Source organism: Mesorhizobium sp. M8A.F.Ca.ET.181.01.1.1 (genome assembly GCF_004792025.1).
In the GTDB taxonomy this organism is placed as follows: Bacteria; Pseudomonadota; Alphaproteobacteria; order Rhizobiales; family Rhizobiaceae; genus Mesorhizobium.
This window is the reverse complement of the sequence record NZ_SRTV01000360.1, coordinates 1-278: the sequence shown is the minus strand read 5'-3', so window position 1 is coordinate 278 and position 278 is coordinate 1. Positions and strand designations below refer to the sequence as shown.

The window sequence follows — 278 nt, the reverse complement described above, 5'->3', positions numbered from 1 at the left end:
GAGCCGTCCGACAATGGCGTAGTCATCGTACGTCGCCACCATCACAGCCACAGCTACGACAACCAGTATGGCGACGGCCAATATGGCGACGACCAGTATGGGCAATATGGAGACGATGAAGACAACCATGGCGGTGAGTACCGTCGCCACTTCAGGCATCACCGCTGCCATATCGAACTGGTCAAGCACTGGCGCCATCACCACAAGGGTGATCGAAGAGGTTCGCGTCTGCACCTGACCGGGGCTTTCCACACACATGACCACGGCCTTCCCCAGGG

Annotated in this window: 1 protein-coding gene; it reads right to left on the bottom strand. The window is 58.6% G+C overall.

From position 1 onward, the window contains the following. A partial coding sequence (locus EN824_RS36775) for a hypothetical protein (RefSeq protein WP_189522306.1) occupies nt 1-234 on the bottom strand: 234 nt, incomplete at its 3' end. Nucleotides 235-278: the final 44 nt, after the last annotated feature.